Annotated in this window: 29 protein-coding genes; all 29 read right to left on the bottom strand. The window is 62.7% G+C overall.

Annotated features, from left to right (window positions below):
* Positions 1-6: 6 nt before the first annotated feature.
* Entirely contained in the window at positions 7-402 is a 396-nt protein-coding gene (gene rplQ / locus F623_RS0108580) for a 50S ribosomal protein L17 (protein ID WP_018862110.1), read from the bottom strand.
* Between the two features lie 42 nt (positions 403-444).
* The gene (gene rpoA, locus F623_RS0108585; RefSeq protein ID WP_018862111.1) at positions 445-1,431 is read right to left on the bottom strand and encodes a DNA-directed RNA polymerase subunit alpha; all 987 of its coding nucleotides are present in this window, start codon (positions 1,429-1,431) and stop codon (positions 445-447) included.
* A gap of 30 nt (positions 1,432-1,461) precedes the next feature.
* Complete coding sequence (gene rpsD, locus F623_RS0108590) at positions 1,462-2,082, bottom strand: 30S ribosomal protein S4 (protein WP_012983508.1); 621 nt, start codon at positions 2,080-2,082, stop codon at positions 1,462-1,464.
* A 15-nt stretch (positions 2,083-2,097) separates the two neighbouring features.
* The gene (gene rpsK / locus F623_RS0108595; protein WP_018862112.1) at positions 2,098-2,487 is read right to left on the bottom strand and encodes a 30S ribosomal protein S11; all 390 of its coding nucleotides are present in this window, start codon (positions 2,485-2,487) and stop codon (positions 2,098-2,100) included.
* 21 nt (positions 2,488-2,508) lie between these two features.
* A complete protein-coding gene (rpsM, locus tag F623_RS0108600) occupies positions 2,509-2,865 on the bottom strand; it encodes a 30S ribosomal protein S13 (protein WP_012983510.1) in 357 nt (118 codons plus the stop codon).
* 66 nt (positions 2,866-2,931) lie between these two features.
* Complete coding sequence (rpmJ, locus tag F623_RS0108605; protein ID WP_012983511.1) at positions 2,932-3,045, bottom strand: 50S ribosomal protein L36; 114 nt, start codon at positions 3,043-3,045, stop codon at positions 2,932-2,934.
* Positions 3,046-3,060: 15 nt separating this feature from the next.
* Positions 3,061-4,407, bottom strand: a complete 1,347-nt coding sequence (gene secY / locus F623_RS0108610) for a preprotein translocase subunit SecY (protein WP_012983512.1) — start codon at positions 4,405-4,407, stop codon at positions 3,061-3,063.
* Positions 4,407-4,841, bottom strand: coding sequence for a 50S ribosomal protein L15 (gene rplO / locus F623_RS0108615; RefSeq protein ID WP_018862114.1), 435 nt, complete (start codon positions 4,839-4,841; stop codon positions 4,407-4,409). The genes secY and rplO overlap by 1 nt, the downstream gene beginning before the upstream one ends.
* A gap of 3 nt (positions 4,842-4,844) precedes the next feature.
* The gene (gene rpmD, locus F623_RS0108620; protein ID WP_018138193.1) at positions 4,845-5,024 is read right to left on the bottom strand and encodes a 50S ribosomal protein L30; all 180 of its coding nucleotides are present in this window, start codon (positions 5,022-5,024) and stop codon (positions 4,845-4,847) included.
* A gap of 2 nt (positions 5,025-5,026) precedes the next feature.
* The gene (gene rpsE, locus F623_RS0108625) at positions 5,027-5,533 is read right to left on the bottom strand and encodes a 30S ribosomal protein S5 (protein ID WP_018862115.1); all 507 of its coding nucleotides are present in this window, start codon (positions 5,531-5,533) and stop codon (positions 5,027-5,029) included.
* 27 nt (positions 5,534-5,560) lie between these two features.
* Positions 5,561-5,911 carry a 50S ribosomal protein L18 gene (gene rplR / locus F623_RS0108630; RefSeq protein ID WP_018862116.1) on the bottom strand — a complete coding sequence of 117 codons (351 nt, stop codon included), beginning with the start codon at positions 5,909-5,911 and terminating at the stop codon, positions 5,561-5,563.
* Positions 5,912-5,921: 10 nt separating this feature from the next.
* Complete coding sequence (rplF, locus tag F623_RS0108635) at positions 5,922-6,452, bottom strand: 50S ribosomal protein L6 (RefSeq protein ID WP_018862117.1); 531 nt, start codon at positions 6,450-6,452, stop codon at positions 5,922-5,924.
* Positions 6,453-6,462: 10 nt separating this feature from the next.
* Positions 6,463-6,855: a 30S ribosomal protein S8 gene (gene rpsH, locus F623_RS0108640; RefSeq protein ID WP_018868372.1), complete on the bottom strand. Its 393-nt coding sequence runs from the start codon at positions 6,853-6,855 to the stop codon at positions 6,463-6,465.
* 13 nt (positions 6,856-6,868) lie between these two features.
* The gene (gene rpsN, locus F623_RS0108645) at positions 6,869-7,174 is read right to left on the bottom strand and encodes a 30S ribosomal protein S14 (protein ID WP_026278735.1); all 306 of its coding nucleotides are present in this window, start codon (positions 7,172-7,174) and stop codon (positions 6,869-6,871) included.
* A gap of 13 nt (positions 7,175-7,187) precedes the next feature.
* The gene (gene rplE, locus F623_RS0108650) at positions 7,188-7,727 is read right to left on the bottom strand and encodes a 50S ribosomal protein L5 (protein ID WP_018862120.1); all 540 of its coding nucleotides are present in this window, start codon (positions 7,725-7,727) and stop codon (positions 7,188-7,190) included.
* 16 nt (positions 7,728-7,743) lie between these two features.
* On the bottom strand, positions 7,744-8,058 hold the full coding sequence (gene rplX / locus F623_RS0108655; protein WP_018138199.1) for a 50S ribosomal protein L24: 315 nt from the start codon (positions 8,056-8,058) through the stop codon (positions 7,744-7,746).
* A 7-nt stretch (positions 8,059-8,065) separates the two neighbouring features.
* On the bottom strand, positions 8,066-8,434 hold the full coding sequence (gene rplN / locus F623_RS0108660; protein ID WP_018862121.1) for a 50S ribosomal protein L14: 369 nt from the start codon (positions 8,432-8,434) through the stop codon (positions 8,066-8,068).
* Between the two features lie 21 nt (positions 8,435-8,455).
* Positions 8,456-8,722, bottom strand: a complete 267-nt coding sequence (rpsQ, locus tag F623_RS0108665; protein ID WP_018138200.1) for a 30S ribosomal protein S17 — start codon at positions 8,720-8,722, stop codon at positions 8,456-8,458.
* Positions 8,723-8,726: 4 nt separating this feature from the next.
* Complete coding sequence (gene rpmC, locus F623_RS0108670; protein WP_017926380.1) at positions 8,727-8,918, bottom strand: 50S ribosomal protein L29; 192 nt, start codon at positions 8,916-8,918, stop codon at positions 8,727-8,729.
* The gene (rplP, locus tag F623_RS0108675) at positions 8,918-9,331 is read right to left on the bottom strand and encodes a 50S ribosomal protein L16 (protein ID WP_018862122.1); all 414 of its coding nucleotides are present in this window, start codon (positions 9,329-9,331) and stop codon (positions 8,918-8,920) included. Before rplP ends, rpmC begins: the two co-directional genes overlap by 1 nt.
* Before the next feature lie 12 nt (positions 9,332-9,343).
* Entirely contained in the window at positions 9,344-10,024 is a 681-nt protein-coding gene (gene rpsC, locus F623_RS0108680; RefSeq protein ID WP_018862123.1) for a 30S ribosomal protein S3, read from the bottom strand.
* A 2-nt stretch (positions 10,025-10,026) separates the two neighbouring features.
* Positions 10,027-10,365: a 50S ribosomal protein L22 gene (rplV, locus tag F623_RS0108685; protein WP_018868371.1), complete on the bottom strand. Its 339-nt coding sequence runs from the start codon at positions 10,363-10,365 to the stop codon at positions 10,027-10,029.
* A 9-nt stretch (positions 10,366-10,374) separates the two neighbouring features.
* Positions 10,375-10,647, bottom strand: coding sequence for a 30S ribosomal protein S19 (gene rpsS, locus F623_RS0108690; protein WP_018862125.1), 273 nt, complete (start codon positions 10,645-10,647; stop codon positions 10,375-10,377).
* A gap of 12 nt (positions 10,648-10,659) precedes the next feature.
* A complete protein-coding gene (gene rplB, locus F623_RS0108695) occupies positions 10,660-11,481 on the bottom strand; it encodes a 50S ribosomal protein L2 (RefSeq protein WP_018862126.1) in 822 nt (273 codons plus the stop codon).
* 2 nt (positions 11,482-11,483) lie between these two features.
* Positions 11,484-11,780, bottom strand: coding sequence for a 50S ribosomal protein L23 (rplW, locus tag F623_RS0108700; protein ID WP_018862127.1), 297 nt, complete (start codon positions 11,778-11,780; stop codon positions 11,484-11,486).
* Entirely contained in the window at positions 11,777-12,382 is a 606-nt protein-coding gene (rplD, locus tag F623_RS0108705) for a 50S ribosomal protein L4 (protein ID WP_018862128.1), read from the bottom strand. Before rplD ends, rplW begins: the two co-directional genes overlap by 4 nt.
* 5 nt (positions 12,383-12,387) lie before the next feature.
* Entirely contained in the window at positions 12,388-13,032 is a 645-nt protein-coding gene (gene rplC, locus F623_RS0108710; RefSeq protein ID WP_018862129.1) for a 50S ribosomal protein L3, read from the bottom strand.
* A 111-nt stretch (positions 13,033-13,143) separates the two neighbouring features.
* The gene (gene rpsJ, locus F623_RS0108715; RefSeq protein WP_012983533.1) at positions 13,144-13,455 is read right to left on the bottom strand and encodes a 30S ribosomal protein S10; all 312 of its coding nucleotides are present in this window, start codon (positions 13,453-13,455) and stop codon (positions 13,144-13,146) included.
* Between the two features lie 5 nt (positions 13,456-13,460).
* Positions 13,461-14,650, bottom strand: a 1,190-nt coding sequence (tuf, locus tag F623_RS0108720) for an elongation factor Tu (protein ID WP_018862130.1), incomplete at its 5' end; no start/stop codon positions are given.

The raw sequence follows: 14,650 nt of genomic DNA on the forward strand, positions 1-14,650 counted from the left end.
GTTCGATCAGGCGGCTTCGCCGTTCCCCTGATCTTCACTCGGCTCCGGACGATCGACCAGTTCGACATAGGCCATCGGGGCATTGTCACCCGCCCGGTAGCCACACTTCAGGATGCGCAGATAGCCACCCGGACGACCGTCGTAGCGCGGACCCAGCTCGTTGAACAGTTTGCCCACGATCTCCTTGTCACGCAGACGGGCGAACGCGGTCCGGCGGCCGTGCACGCTGTCTTCCTTCGCGAGGGTGATCAGCGGCTCGGCCACGCGGCGCAGTTCCTTGGCCTTCGGCAGCGTGGTCTTGATCAGTTCGTGCCGGAACAGGGCCACGGACAGGGCCTGAAAAGTGGCCTTGCGGTGCGAGCTGTTACGGCCCAGCTGACGGCCGGAATGACGATGACGCATGAGAGATTTCCTCTGAAATACGGTTGGCGCGAAGCGCCGTGATTACTCGTTGTCGTCGCGCAGACCCGGCGGCGGCCAGTTCTCGAGACGCATCCCGAGCGACAGACCGTGAGTGGCCAGCGTGTCCTTGATCTCGGTCAGCGACTTCTTGCCCAGGTTGGGCGCACGCAGCAGCTCAACCTCGGTGCGCTGCACCAGATCACCGATGTAGTACAGGTTTTCGGCCTTCAGGCAGTTCGCCGACCGCACGGTCAGTTCCAGCTCGTCCACCGGACGCAGCAGGATCGGATCGATCGCGCCCGCGGTCGTGCCCGGCACCTCGCCCGTCTCTTCCTGGAGATCGACGAACGGGGCCAACTGACCCTGCAGGATCGTCGCCGCCTGACGCACCGCGTCATCCGGCGCGATCGCACCATTGGTCTCCAGCTCGAGCACCAGGCGATCCATGTCGGTGCGCTGCGCCAGACGCGCGCTCTCGACTCGGTAGGCCACGCGGCGGATCGGGCTGAAGCTGGCATCCAGCAGGAGCCGACCAATACCGGTCTCGTCCCCTTCGGCCTGACGGCGAGTGCTCACCGGTTCGTAACCGCGCCCGGCGCGGGCGGTCAGGGTCATGTCGAGTTCGACATTCTTGGTGATCGTCGCAATCACGTGCTCGGGGTTCACGACTTCGACATCGTGATCCACGGTGATGTCACCGGCGGTGACCACGCACGGACCCTTTTTCTTCAGACTTAGCGTCGATTCTTCGCGGCTGTGCATGCGCAGCGCTACACCCTTGAGGTTCAGCAGGATATCGACCACGTCTTCCTGCACACCTTCGATCGCGGTGTATTCGTGCAGCACGCCCTCGATACGGGCCTCGACGATCGCCGCACCCGGGATCGACGACAGCAGCACGCGGCGCAGGGCGTTGCCCAGCGTATGACCGAAACCCCGCTCGAGCGGCTCCAGCGCTACCTTGGCCTGGTTCCGGTTCTCGGCCTCGACCTCGATCTGTTGTTTCTTGACCAGTTCGTTGGACTGCATGGTGTCTCCTGGCGGAAGGCCGCTATACGGTTACTTCGAGTAGAGCTCGACGACGAGCGACTCGTTGATGTCGGCGGGCAGGTCGGAGCGGTCCGGGATCGCCTTGAAGGTGCCCTCGAACTTGCTCGTGTCCACTTCCACCCAAGACGGAAAACCGCTCTGCTCGGCCAGGGTCATGGAATCCTGGATACGCACCTGCTTGCGTGCCTTCTCGCGAATGCTGACCACGTCGGACGGCTGCACCTGGTAGGCGGCGATGTTGACCACCTGACCATTGACCAGCACCGCGCGGTGCGACACCAGCTGACGTGCCTCGGAGCGGGTACTGCCGAAGCCCATGCGATACACGACATTGTCCAGACGGCCTTCCAGCAGCTTCAGCAGGTTCTCACCCGTGGAGCCCTTGCGCTGAGCGGCCTTCTTGTAATAGTTACGGAACTGCTTTTCCAGTACCCCGTAGATGCGGCGCAGCTTCTGCTTTTCGCGCAGCTGCACGGCGTAGTCGGACAGGCGGGTACGGCGTTCGCCGTGCTGCCCCGGGGCCTTGTCCAGCTTGCACTTGGTCTCCAGCGCGCGTGCCCGGCTCTTCAGCCCCAGGTCCACGCCTTCGCGGCGACTCAGTTTGCACTTCGGTCCAATGTAACGAGCCATTCTTGAACTCCAGCCTTAAACGCGGCGTTTCTTGGGCGGCCGGCAGCCGTTGTGGGGGATCGGGGTGACATCACTGATGTTGGTGATCTTGAACCCCACGTTGTTCAGCGCACGCACCGCCGACTCGCGACCCGGACCCGGACCGCGCACCATCACGTCGAGGTTCTTCACGCCGTGCTCGGCGGCCGCCGAACCGGCGCGTTCCGCGGCCACCTGGGCCGCGAACGGGGTCGACTTGCGCGAGCCACGGAAGCCGGAGCCACCCGAAGTGGCCCAGCTGATCGTGTTGCCCTGACGATCGGTGATGGTGATGATCGTGTTGTTGAACGTGGCGTATACGTGAGCCACGCCCTCAGCGATATTCTTGCGGACCTTTTTCTTGGTCCGGGTCTGCGCTTGTGCCATGTACCTGTGATCCCAGTCTGATTACTTACGAATCGGGCGACGCGGGCCCTTGCGGGTCCGGGCGTTCGTCTGCGTCTGCTGGCCGCGCAACGGCAGGCCACGGCGATGACGCACCCCGCGATAGCAGCCCAGATCCATCAACCGCTTGATGTTCATGCTGATCTCGCGGCGCAGATCCCCTTCCACCGGAATCCGATCGATCTGCGCACGCAGAGCGTCGACTTCGGCATCGGTCAGATCCCGCACCTTGATTTCCGGACGCACACCGGCGGCCTCGCAGATCTGGCGGGCCCGAGTCGGGCCAATGCCATAGATCGCGGTCAGCGCAACCACGGTGTGCTTCTGGTCAGGAATATTGATTCCAGCGACGCGAGCCATCCAACATCTCCATCAGAATCCGGCAAAGCCGGCTATAGTAGCAATGAATACCAGTGACGCCAAGCCTTAGCCCTGGCGTTGCTTGTGGCGCTTGTCCGAGCAAATCACGCGGACCACGCCATTACGCCGGATCACCTTGCAGTTGCGGCAGATCGGCTTTACGGATGCCCGTACCTTCATGGTCTTTCTCCTGGTCTAGCGGATCCCGGTCCCGCCGAAACCCTTCAGATTCGCCTTTTTCATCAGTCCTTCGTACTGGTGCGACACCAGATGCGATTGCAACTGGGCCATGAAGTCCATCACCACGATCACGATGATCAACAACGACGTCCCACCAAAGTAGAAGGGCACGTTCCAGTACAGGATCAGGAATTCCGGCAGCAGACACACGGCGGTAATGTACACCGCACCCACCGCGGTCAACCGGGTCATGACCCCGTCGATAAACCGTTCCGTCTGGACGCCCGGCCGGATCCCCGGGATAAAGGCGCCCTGCTTCTTCAGGTTTTCCGCCGTATCGCGCGAGTTGAACACCAGCGCGGTATAGAAGAAACAGAAGAAAATGATTGCCGCCGCGTAGAAGCCCACGTACAACGGCTGCCCGGGCGCAAGCGTCGTCGACAGCTCGCGCAGCCAGTCCATGCCCTCCGCCTGTCCAAACCATTGCCCCAGAGTCGAGGGGAACAGGATGATACTCGATGCGAAGATCGGCGGGATCACCCCCGCCATATTCAACTTCAGCGGCAGGTGGGAAGACTGGCCGCCTACGACCTTTCGCCCGACCTGGCGCTTCGCGTAATTGATCGTGACCCGCCTCTGTCCCCGCTCGACGAACACCACGAAGGCGGTTACCGCGAGCGCCAGCACGATCAGAATCACCACGAACGCGGCCGCCAGCTCACCGGTACGCGCCAGCTCCAGAGTGCCGCCGATCGCACCGGGCAGGCCCGCGACGATCCCGGCAAAGATGATGATCGAGATGCCGTTACCGATGCCGCGCTCGGTAATCTGTTCGCCCAGCCACATCAGGAACAGCGTCCCGGTCACCAGCGACACGACCACCGTAAAGATAAAGATCGGCCCCGGATTCAGCGCCATCGGCATGCCCTGAATGGTCTGCCCGTTCAGCGCGATCCCAATTCCGATACTCTGAAACAGCGCCAACGCCACAGTCCCGTAGCGCGTGTACTGCGTAATCTTCCGGCGGCCCTGCTCGCCTTCCTTTTTCAGCTGCTGCAGCGCCGGCACGGTGGCCGCAAGCAGCTGCATGATGATCGCCGCGGAGATATACGGCATCACCCCGAGGGCGAAGATCGACAGCCGCTCCAGCGCACCCCCGGAAAACATGTTGAACATGTCCAGGATCGTGCCGCTTTGCTGTTCGAAGAACTGCGAAACGGCCACCGGATTGATCCCCGGCACCGGGATAAACGTCCCGATGCGGTAGACGACCAGAGCGCCCAGCACGAACAGCAGGCGTTGACGCAACTCGGTAAAGCCGGTGAGCCCGCCACCGGATCGTGCTGTCGCTCCACGCGCCATTATTCGGCCTCGACGCTCCCGCCGGCCGCCTCAATGGCTGCCTTGGCCCCCTTGGTCACGCCCACGCCCTTGACGACGCAGGCTTGGGTGACTTCACCGGACGCGAAGATCTTCGCGCTCTGGGCGATCTCGGGAATCACACCGGCCTTTTTCAGACTGTCCAGCGTAACCTCACCTTCTACCTTGGCCAGCTCGCTGAGGCGAACCTCGGCTGCGTAGCGCTGCTTGCGCGAACGAAAGCCCACCTTGGGCAGACGACGCTGCAGCGGCATCTGGCCGCCTTCGAAGCCGGTCTTGGTGAAGCCGCCCGAGCGGGACTTCTGCCCCTTGTGGCCACGCCCGCCGGTCTTGCCCAGGCCGGAGCCGATACCACGACCCACGCGCTTGCCCGGCTTGCGGGCACCGGCGGGGCTGGAAATGTCGTTGAGTCGCATAGGTCAGACTTCCTCTACCTTCAGCAGGTACGACACCTTGTGGACCATGCCGAGATTCTCGGGGGTGGCCTCGATCACGGAGGTGCTGTGGGTCTTGCGCAGGCCGAGGCCGCGGACACAGGCCTTGTGGTTCTTCAGCCTTCCGGCGGTGCTGCGCACCAGGGTCAGTTTCAGCTTGCTCATGACTAGCTCGTCACTTCGTCGACAGTCTTGCCGCGCTTGGCAGCGACACGTTCCGGCGAGTTCACCTTGGTGAGCCCGTCGATCGTCGCCTGCACGACGTTGATCGGATTGCGCGAACCGACGCACTTGGCCAACACGTTGTGCACGCCCGCGACCTCAAGCACCGCGCGCATCGCACCACCTGCGATCACGCCCGTACCTTCCGAGGCTGGCTGCATGTACACCTTGGCCGCACCGTGACGGCCGTTAACCGCATAGTGCAGGGTGCCATCGTTCAGCGAGACGTCGCGCATCTCCTGACGCGCCTGCTGCATCGCCTTCTGGATGGCCTGCGGGACTTCGCGGGCCTTGCCATAGCCGAATCCAACACGGCCTTCGCCATCGCCCACGACGGTCAGTGCGGCAAAGCGGAACTGACGCCCGCCCTTGACCACCTTGGCCACGCGGTTCACGCCGATCAGCTTTTCCTGCAGGCCGTCGGTGGCTTCGCTTACATCATTACGTGCCATTCATCTTCTCCGGTGGGTCGCGTTGGTCTAGAACTGCAGGCCGTTTTCACGGGCGGCGTCGGCCAGGGCCTTCACCCGCCCGTGATAACGAAAGCCCGCACGGTCGAACGCGACCTGTTCGATTCCGGCTTTCTTCGCGCGCTCGGCGATCACCTGCCCCACACGAGCCGCCGCTTCGGCGTTCCCGGTGTTGCCGGCGCTCTTCAGCTCCTTCTCGACGGTGGAGGCCGCAGCCACCACCGCGTCGCCCGAAGGGGCAATGATCTGCGCATACATGTGGCGCGGCGTCCGGTGAATACAGAGACGATGCACCCCCAGCTCGCGGATCTTGAACCGCGCGCGACGCGCCCTCTTGAGTCTGGCCTCTTTCTTGTCCACTGGTGCCTACCTACTTCTTCTTGGCTTCTTTACGCACAATGCGCTCGTCTTTGTACTTCACGCCCTTGCCCTTGTAGGGCTCCGGCGGACGGAAGGCGCGAATATTCGCCGCCACCTGCCCCACCTTCTGGCGATCCGTTCCTTTCACCACCACCTCGGTCGCGCTGGGCGTCTCGATCGTGACCCCTTCGGGGACATCGAATTCGATCGGGTGGGAATAACCCAGCGTCAGATTGAGCTTCGCGCCCTGCATCTGCGCGCGATAGCCGACGCCGACCAACTCGAGCGTACGCTCGAAGCCCTCGCTCACACCGTGCACATGATTGCCCAGAATGGCGCGGATGGTACCGGCCAGAGCCATGTTCCTGGCGTTTTCGTCGGCCTTCACCCGGACGATGCCGTCCTCGACCGTGACCGTGACAGCCTCCGGGCAAGCCAACTGCAGCTCGCCCTTCGGGCCCTTGACCTTGATCTCGCCGTCGGCCTGCTCCACGGCCACGCCGTTGGGCAGCTTGATCGGCAGATTTGCAATGCGCGACATGGCTGATTCCTCAGTAAATCTTGCAGAGGACCTCGCCGCCCTGGCCGGCGGCCCGGGCTGCGCGATCACTCATGACACCCTGCGGCGTGGAGATCACCGCGACACCGAGCCCCTGGTTGATACGCGGGAGCTCATCCTTGCCGCGATAGATCCGCAGACCCGGGCGGGAGATCCGTTCAACGCTCTCGATGACCGGACGCCCCTCGAAATATTTCAGCTTCACCACCAGCTTCTTCTGCGCGGCCTCGCCCTCGACCTGGACGTCGCCCACAAACCCCTCGTCGGTAAACACCTTGAGGATGCGTTCCTTGGCCTTGCTGAACGGGATCGCGACCTGCTCCTTGTTCGCGCGCTGCGCATTGCGCACGCGGGTAAGCATGTCGGAAATCGGATCGGTCATCATTGCTTTTGTCTCCTTACCAGCTCGACTTGCGCAGGCCCGGGATTTCGCCCTTCATGGCGTGCTCCCGCAGCTTGTTCCGCCCAAGGCCGAACCGACGGTAATAACCCTTCGGGCGACCGGTGATGCCACAGCGATTCTTCTGTCGTACCGCCGCGGAGTCACGCGGCAGCTTCTGCAGGGCGTGCATCGCGGCCAGGCGCTCTTCGGAGGACTTGGTTTCGTCCACCAGGATCGCCTTCAGTTCCGCACGCTTCGCTGCGTATTTCTTGACCAGACGGGCACGTTTCTTTTCGCGCTCGATCATCGATGTCTTCGCCATGTGCGCCTACCTCTTAGTTGCGGAACGGGAACCGGAAGGCTTCCAGCAGGGCCTTGGCTTCCTCGTCCGTCTTCGCGCTGGTTGTAATCGTGATGTCCATGCCGCGCAGTTTGTCGACGCGATCATAGTCAATCTCGGGGAAGATGATCTGTTCCTTGATCCCCAGCGAGTAGTTCCCGCGACCATCGAACGCCTTGGGGCTGAAACCCCGGAAGTCCCGCACACGCGGCAGCGCCACGTTGATCAGGCGATCCAGGAATTCGTACATCTGGCGACTACGCAGCGTCACCTTGCAGCCAATCGGGTACCCGTCACGGATCTTGAAGCCGGCGATCGACTTCCGCGCCTTCGTCACCACGGGCTTCTGCCCGGCGATGGCCGTCATGTCACTGACCGCGTGCTCAATGATCTTCTTGTCCGCAACCGCGTCACCCAGCCCCATGTTCAGGGTCACCTTGGTGACACGCGGGATCTCCATCACGTTGGCATAGCTGAACTGCTGCTGCAGCGCCTGCTTCACGTTGGATTCGTATTCTTCTCTCAAGCGTTCCATAAACCGTCCGTCCGCGTTATGCGTCCACGACCTCGCCGTTCGATCGGAAGACACGCACCTTGCGGCCGTCTTCCAGGGTCTTGAACGACACGCGATCACCCTTGTCGGTTGCCGGGTTGAAGAGCATCACGTTGGAGACATCGATCGGCATTTCCTTCTCGATGATCCCGCCACCGATCCCCCGCTGCGGATTCGGCTTCTGATGCTTCTTCACCATGTTGATGTTCTGTACCAGAACCTTGCCGTCCAGCACCTTGATGATGGTGCCGCGCCGGCCTTTGTCCTTTCCTGCGATCACGACGACGTCGTCACCTTTGCGAATCTTATTCATCACGACCTCACAGCACTTCCGGGGCGAGGGAGATGATCTTCATGTACTTCTCCCCTCGCAGTTCACGCGTCACCGGCCCGAAGATACGAGTGCCGATCGGCTGGTGCTGATTATTCAGCAACACCGCCGCATTACGATCGAAACGAATGATCGAACCGTCGGGGCGGCGCACGCCCGACGCAGTACGCACCACGACCGCGTTGTACACGTCACCCTTTTTCACCTTCCCCCGCGGGATGGCGTCCTTGACGCTCACCTTGATCACATCGCCCACGCGCGCATAGCGACGGTGCGAGCCACCCAGCACCTTGATGCACTGGATGCGACGGGCGCCGCTGTTGTCGGCGGCCTCGAGAACGGTCTGCATTTGAATCATGACTTCTCTCCCAGCGGCCGATTAAAGCGCGTCTTGCCCGACCACTTCGATCAGGGCAAAGCGCTTCTGCTTGGACATCGGCCGGCATTCCCGGATACGCACGCGGTCACCCATGCGCGACACATTGTCCTCGTCATGGACGTGCAGCTTGGTGCTGCGCCGAATGAACTTGCCGTACAACGGATGACGCACGCGGCGCTCGACCAGGACCGTCCGGGTCTTGTCCATCTTGTCGCTGATCACGCGCCCAACGACGGATCGCTGGGTTTTGGAGACTTGCTCGGTCATCGTCTTAGCCTGCCTTTCGTTCGTTCATCAGCGTCTTGATCTGCGCGATCTCGCGCCGCACCTTGCCCACTCGATCGGGGCGCGCGAGCTGGCCGACGGCCTTCTGCATGCGCAGCCCGAACTGCTCCTTGTAGAGCGCCTCGAGCTCGGTGTTGAGCTCGTCGTCGGATTTCTTTCTCAATTCGCTCGCTTTCATCACATCACCTGCCGACGGGTAAACACCGTCTTCACCGGCAACTTGGCGGCCGCCAGACGCATCGCTTCGCGCGCCACGTCTTCCTGCACACCTTCCATTTCGTAGAGCATGCGACCGGGCTGCACCTTGCACACCCAGTATTCGACACCGCCCTTACCCTTGCCCATACGGACTTCAAGCGGCTTCTTGGTCACCGGCACGTCCGGGAACACCCGGATCCAGATCTTCCCGCCACGCTTGATGTGACGGACCATCGCGCGACGCGCGGCCTCGATCTGGCGGGCCGTAATGCGACCCCGCTCGACGGCCTGCAGGCCGTACTCACCGAAGCTGACCTTGGCGCCGGTCGAGGCCATACCCCGGTTACGGCCCTTGAACTGCTTGCGGAACTTGGTTCTTTTTGGCTGCAGCATGATCTTTCAGTCCTAGCTCGCGTTGGCGGCGGCGCGGGTCCCTTCGGTCGGCTCCAGGCCAAAGACCTCGCCCTTGAAGATCCACACCTTCACACCAATGATCCCGTAGGTGGTCCGCGCTTCCGCAAACCCGTAGTCGATGTCCGCGCGCAGCGTGTGCAGCGGCACACGGCCTTCGCGGTACCACTCCGAGCGCGCGATCTCGGCGCCGTTCAGGCGGCCGGACACATGCACCTTGATGCCCTGGGCGCCGAGACGCATCGCATTGCCAACGGCACGCTTCATCGCACGACGGAACATAATGCGGCGCTCGAGCTGCTGCGCGATCCCTTCGGCAACCAGTTGTGCCTCGATCTCGGGCTTGCGCACCTCTTCGATGTTGATCTTCACGCTGCCCTGGTCGAGCCCGGTTTCGCGGGCCACGTCCTGGCGCAGCTTTTCGATATCCTCGCCCTTCTTGCCAATCACGATCCCCGGACGCGCGGTCTGGATGGTGATGTGCGCGGCCTTGGCCGGGCGCTCGATGCTGATCCGGCTGACGGACGCGTGCGCAAGCTTCTTCTGCAGAAACTCCCGCAACTGAATGTCGTTATTCAGTGTCTCGCCAAACTCGCGACCATCGGCGTACCAGGTGGCCGACCACGGGCGAGAAATGCCCAGGCGGATGCCGGTCGGATGTACTTTCTGACCCATGCTTAGGCTCCCTTCTCGCTGACGCCGATGACGATATGGCTGGTGCGCTTCAGGATGCGGTTACCGCGACCTTTGGCGCGGGCATGCATCCTTTTGAGCACCGGCCCCTCGTCGACCTGGATGCGCGAGACGCGCAGCTCGTCGATATCGGCACCGTCGTTGTTCTCCGCGTTCGCGATCGCCGACTCCAGCACCTTCTTCACAATGGCGGCCGGCTTCTTCGCGCTGAACGTGAGCTCGTTGAGCGCATCCTCCACCCGCAGGCCACGCACCTGGTCGGCGACCAGGCGAGCCTTTTGCGGGGAGATCCGCGCGAAACGCAATTTTGCAATCGTTTCCATCGTTCGTCCTCAGCGCGACTTCTTGTTCGCGATATGACCCTTGAAGGTCCGCGTCAAGGCAAATTCGCCCAGCTTGTGCCCGACCATGTTCTCGTTGACGAGCACGGGCACGTGCTGCCGACCATTGTGGACGGCGATGGTCAGCCCGACCATCTGCGGGATGATCATCGAACGCCGGGACCAGGTCTTGATCGGTCGACGATCGTTCTTCTCGGCCGCTTCTTCCACCTTCTTGCGCAGGTGGTGGTCGACGAACGGGCCTTTCTTCAGTGAACGCGGCATGCTGGGACTCCGTTACTTCTTCCGCCGACGCACAATCATGCCGTCGGTACGCTTGTTATTGCGGGTCTTGTAACCCTTGGTCGGCCGACCCCACGGGGTCACCGGATGGCGGCCAAAGTTGCGGCCTTCACCACCACCATGCGGGTGGTCCACCGGGTTCATGGCCGTACCACGCACGGTCGGACGCACGCCCTTCCAGCGCTTGGCGCCGGCCTTGCCGAACTTCTTCAGACTGTGTTCGGAATGGCCAACTTCGCCCACCACCGCGCGGCACTCGGACTGCACACGGCGCATCTCGCCGGAGCCCAGCCGAAGCGTCGCATGCTGGCCTTCGCGAGCCACGACCTGAGCGGAGGTTCCGGCGGAGCGGACCAGCTGCGCGCCTTTGCCGGGCTTGAGCTCGACGCAATGCACGGTGGTGCCGACCGGGATCGAACGCAGCGGCATGGCGTTACCCGGACGAATCGGCGCCTGGTTCCCGCTCGCCACCTGATCGCCCTGGTTCAGACCCTTCGGCGCGATGATGTAGCGACGCTCACCATCGGCGTACAGCAGCAGGGCCAGATGGGCGCTGCGGTTCGGATCGTATTCGAGGCGCTCCACACGGGCAGGGACGTTGTCCTTGTTGCGCTTGAAGTCGACCACGCGGTAACGCTGCTTGTGGCCACCACCCACGTGCCGGGTGGTGATCCGGCCCGTATTGTTACGACCACCGGAACGGGTCTTCTTTTCGACCAGCGCGGGATGCGGCGCACCCTTGTACAGGTTGTCGCCACGGATCTGTACCGCGTGGCGCCGCCCGGCCGAGGTCGGATTCGTCTTGATAATCGCCATGACTAGACCTGGTCTCCTTCACCCATGTCGATGCTTTCGCCTTCGGCGAGCGACACATAGGCCTTCTTCCAGTGGTTACGGCGACCAAAGAGACGCCCGAAGCGCTTCTGCTTGCCTTGCTGATTCAGAGTGCGCACGTTCTCCACACGCACCTCGAACAGCTGTTCGACCGCCGCCTTGATCTCGTCCTTGCTCGCATCGGGCAGCACGCGAAAAACGTACTGACCAATCTCGCCGGCCATGGTGGACTTTTCCGAGACCACCGGCCCCTGAATTACCTGCATCAGACGCGCATTCATGCCAGCCACTCCTCAACCTTCCGGATCGCCGCTTCGGTCATTACGACCGTCTCCGCGCCGACCAGATTGGCCGGGTTGATGCCGGCCACGCCAACGACGTCGATGTGCGGCACATTACCCAGCGCACGGGCCGTCGTGTCATCCGCCTCGGCGAGAACGACCAGCCCCTTCGCGAGACCGAGCTCCTTGAGCTTGGCAACGCCATCGCGGGTCTTGCCCGATGCCACGGCGAAGTCGGCCACCACCTTCAGCCGTTCCTGACGGACCAGCTCGGAGAGAATCGACGCCATCGCGGCGCGATACATTTTCTTGTTCAGCTTCTGCGAGAAGTCGCGAGTACGGGCGGCGAACACCTTGCCGCCACCGGTCCACAGCGGGCTGCGGATCGTACCCGCACGGGCACGTCCAGTGCCCTTCTGGCGAAACGGCTTGGCGCCGCCGCCGCTTACGTCCGAACGCGTCTTCTGAGCACGGGTGCCCTGACGCTGGCCGGCGAGAAACGCGACCACGCTCTGATGCACCAGCGACTCGTTAAAGTCGCGTTCGAAGCACACGGACGACAACTCCACGCTGGCGCCGGTATCGGCTGTCGTTACTTGCATTGTCTTCAACCCTTCGCCTTGACGGCCGGACGAATCATGACGTCGGTGCTCGGCGCACCCGGCACCGCGCCCTGGATCAGCACCAGGCTTCGATCCGCGTCCACCCGAACCACCTTCAGGTTCTGGATGGTCTTGCGTTCGGCACCCATATGGCCGGCCATCTTCTTGCCCTTGAACACGCGACCCGGGCTCTGGTTCTGCCCGATCGACCCCGGGGCGCGATGCGCCAGCGAGTTGCCGTGGGTCGCATCCTGGGTGCGGAAATTGTGACGCTTGACCGCACCCTGAAAACCCTTGCCCTTGCTCTGCGAGGTCACGTCAACCACCTGACCTTCTTCAAAGCGATCAACCGTGATGGCATCGCCCGGGGCCAGCCCGTCGAGCTCGGCCTCCTCGACCCGGAATTCCCACAGGCCGCGACCCGGCTCGACCGACGCCGCGGCGTAGTGCCCGGCTTCGGGCTTGCTGACGCGAGACGGCTTGCGGCTGCCCGCCGTCACCTGGACCGCGTTGTAACCGTCGCCCTCAGTGCGCTTGATCTGGACCACGCGATTGTTGTCCACCTGCAGCACAGTCACCGGCACGGAGACACCGTCGTCAGTGAAGACGCGGCTCATGCCTAGTTTGCGACCGATGAGTCCAATGGCCATTGCAAAACCCCTTCCGTATCGAACGGCGCTGGCAAGCGCCCTAAAGCCGTGGCCCGGCGAACAATCCCGCCGGGCCACGGAAAGCCCAATAGTATGGCAGAAAGTTACGAGTTAGTTAAGTCGAATCTGAACATTCACGCCGGCAGCGAGATCCAGCTTCATCAGGGCATCCACGGTCTTGTCGGTCGGATCGAGGATGTCCATCAAACGCTTGTGCGTACGCAGCTCGTACTGGTCGCGCGCGTCCTTGTTGACATGCGGCGAAATCAGCACGGTGTACGATTCACGCTTGGTCGGAAGCGGGATCGGACCCTTGACGCGAGCGCCAGTGCGCTTCGCGGTTTCGACAATCTCGGCCGCCGAGCGGTCGATCAGTCGATGGTCAAAGGCCTTCAGGCGAATTCGAATACGCTGGTTTGCCATCTCGCTCACTCAATAATCTTGGATACGACGCCGGCGCCGACGGTGCGGCCGCCTTCACGGATCGCAAAGCGCAGACCATCTTCCATCGCGATCGGGCTGATCAGCGACACGGTCATCTTCACGTTGTCACCCGGCATCACCATCTCGGTGCCTTCCGGCAGCTCCACCGAGCCCGTCACGTCCGTCGTCCGGAAATAGAACTGCGGGCGATAGCCATTGAAGAACGGGGTATGACGGCCGCCCTCGTCCTTGCCCAGGATGTACACCTCGGCTTCGAAGTGCGTGTGCGGGGTGATCGAACCCGGCTTGCACAGCACCTGGCCACGCTGCACCTCGTCGCGCTTGGTACCACGCAGCAGCACGCCCACGTTGTCGCCCGCTTCGCCCTGGTCCAGCAGCTTGCGGAACATCTCCACACCGGTAACGGTGGTCTTCTGGGTGTCGCGGATCCCGACAATCTCGATCTCCTCGCCCACCTTGACCACACCGCGCTCGATACGACCCGTCACCACCGTGCCGCGACCAGAGATCGAGAACACGTCTTCCACCGGCATCAGGAAGTCACCGTCCACCGCGCGCTCCGGCTCCGGAATCCAGCTGTCCATCGCCTCGACCAGCTTGTAAATGGCCTGCGCGCCCACTTCGCTGTCGTCCCCTTCCAGCGCCTTCAGCGCGGAACCGGTGACCACCGGAGTGTCGTCACCCGGGAAATCATACGAGGACAGCAGATCGCGCACTTCCATCTCGACCAGCTCAAGCAGCTCGGGGTCGTCCACCATGTCGGCCTTGTTCAGGAACACCACGATGTACGGCACGCCCACCTGACGCGCCAGCAGAATGTGCTCGCGCGTCTGCGGCATCGGGCCGTCGGCCGCCGACACCACCAGGATCGCGCCGTCCATCTGCGCCGCACCCGTGATCATGTTCTTCACGTAGTCCGCGTGCCCGGGGCAGTCCACATGCGCGTAGTGACGAACGTCAGACTCGTATTCCACGTGCGCGGTCGCAATCGTAATCCCGCGCGCCTTCTCTTCCGGCGCATTGTCGATCTGGTCAAACGCACGGGCCTCACTGCCGTACTTCTTGCCCAGCACCGCCGTCATCGCCGCCGTCAGCGTGGTCTTGCCATGGTCCACATGACCAATCGTCCCCACATTCACATGCGGCTTCTTACGCTCGAACTTTTCCTTGGACA

This window comes from Thioalkalivibrio sp. ALD1, assembly GCF_000381245.1.
In the GTDB taxonomy this organism is placed as follows: Bacteria; Pseudomonadota; Gammaproteobacteria; order Ectothiorhodospirales; family Ectothiorhodospiraceae; genus Thioalkalivibrio.